The sequence below is a fragment of the Pseudoalteromonas sp. S554 genome (assembly GCF_005930865.1).
Lineage (GTDB): Bacteria > Pseudomonadota > Gammaproteobacteria > Enterobacterales > Alteromonadaceae > Pseudoalteromonas > Pseudoalteromonas marina.
The window spans coordinates 1-813 of the sequence record NZ_PNDV01000162.1 but is presented as its reverse complement, the minus strand read 5'-3'; the positions used below and the strand labels follow the sequence as shown (position 1 = coordinate 813).

The following is an 813-nucleotide window of genomic DNA, read 5'->3' as shown; positions in this document are numbered from 1 at the left end:
CTTATTCATATCAATATTCTTATCCATATTTTTTATCATATTCCGTTATGACAAGTTAATATCTTAACATAAATGGCACGACTCGTTATTTTTACCCTTAAATTAATTATTATCTATTAGGAAATTATTTATTAACGCCTACAATCAACCATGAACAAATTAGATAAAAATTAGCAATATTTATTTTTACCGATTGGCGTCGAGTTGCCCCAAATACGTTACGATAGTAATAATCAAAACAAGGAATAGAGTTTATGAGTAACGTATATATTGAAATTGAATTCATCTCAATTGTTGAAAACCTAGATAATGTATTTTCGGTTAAAATTGATGACACCATTAGTCTTACTGTAACCCTAGAAAAGGAGAACCGCACGTTAAGCGTAGACTTAACAGTTATGGAATCTAAGGAGTTTATCTTCGACGAAAATACAGGGGCTATAACAGGCGATGCAAGTTTGAAAGTCTTGCCTGTGTCCTTAGAAAAGGCAAAAGCTATCTTCTGGGAAGAAGAGTCCATATGGGGTTCTATTCGCCCCCAATCTTCGAAAGATATAATAGCTTTCAAGGCAAATGCTCATAAAAAGAAAATTAAATTTTCTAAAAGAGTCAGCCCATCAACTAAAGAAAACACACTAACAGATGAAAGCGAAAGTGCTATAAAAGACGAGCATGAGGGGCTATTAGACTCAATGGGTGTTTGCCCAGAAAAATGTTAACCCACCGCGGAGCGACATTTTGGCTGAGTTGCGTAGCGTTACTCTTGCCAAAATGTGGAGTGGGTGCACAATTTACAATTGTGTTCAAAGTTGT

At 34.9% G+C, this 813-nt stretch carries 1 protein-coding gene; it reads left to right on the top strand.

What is annotated here, in order from left to right:
* Nucleotides 1-254 precede the first annotated feature (254 nt).
* On the top strand, nt 255-719 hold the full coding sequence (locus CWB65_RS19470; RefSeq protein ID WP_138741287.1) for a hypothetical protein: 465 nt from the start codon (nt 255-257) through the stop codon (nt 717-719).
* Nucleotides 720-813 lie beyond the last annotated feature (94 nt).